We start from the raw sequence: 471 nt of genomic DNA on the forward strand, positions 1-471 counted from the left end.
AAAAAAAAAAGATTTAAAAAAGCTTGTGAGAATGGAAAACGGATGTTACATTTGCACCCCGCAAAACACGGAAAGTTCCTTGAAATATTGACAAGAAAAGAAGAAAGAGAATGAAAAATTTCTCTAAAAAAAAACTTCAAATTTTTCTTGCCAGTTAGAAAAAACTTTTCTACTTTTGCACCCGCTTTGAGAAACAAGCGAAACGAAAAAAGAAGAACACGTTCCTAGACATATTGAATTGACAGCCGTTTTGAAAGAGATTTCAAAACAACAAAATAAAGAGTAATAGAATCGTAAGATTTGAATAAAACCGATAGAATCATTAGTCGCATATAATATTAAAATATACGATGAAGAGTTTGATCCTGGCTCAGGATGAACGCTAGCGGCAGGCTTAACACATGCAAGTCGAGGGGTATAGTTCTTCGGAATTAGAGACCGGCGCACGGGTGCGTAACGCGTATGCAATCT

The 471-nt window shown here is 35.7% G+C and carries 1 rRNA gene; it reads left to right on the plus strand.

Annotated elements, in window-relative coordinates:
* Positions 1 to 347 precede the first annotated feature (347 nt).
* A 16S ribosomal RNA gene (locus IW20_RS25150) occupies positions 348 to 471 on the plus strand; the annotation flags it as partial.

Source organism: Flavobacterium hydatis, from assembly GCF_000737695.1.
Lineage (GTDB): Bacteria > Bacteroidota > Bacteroidia > Flavobacteriales > Flavobacteriaceae > Flavobacterium > Flavobacterium hydatis.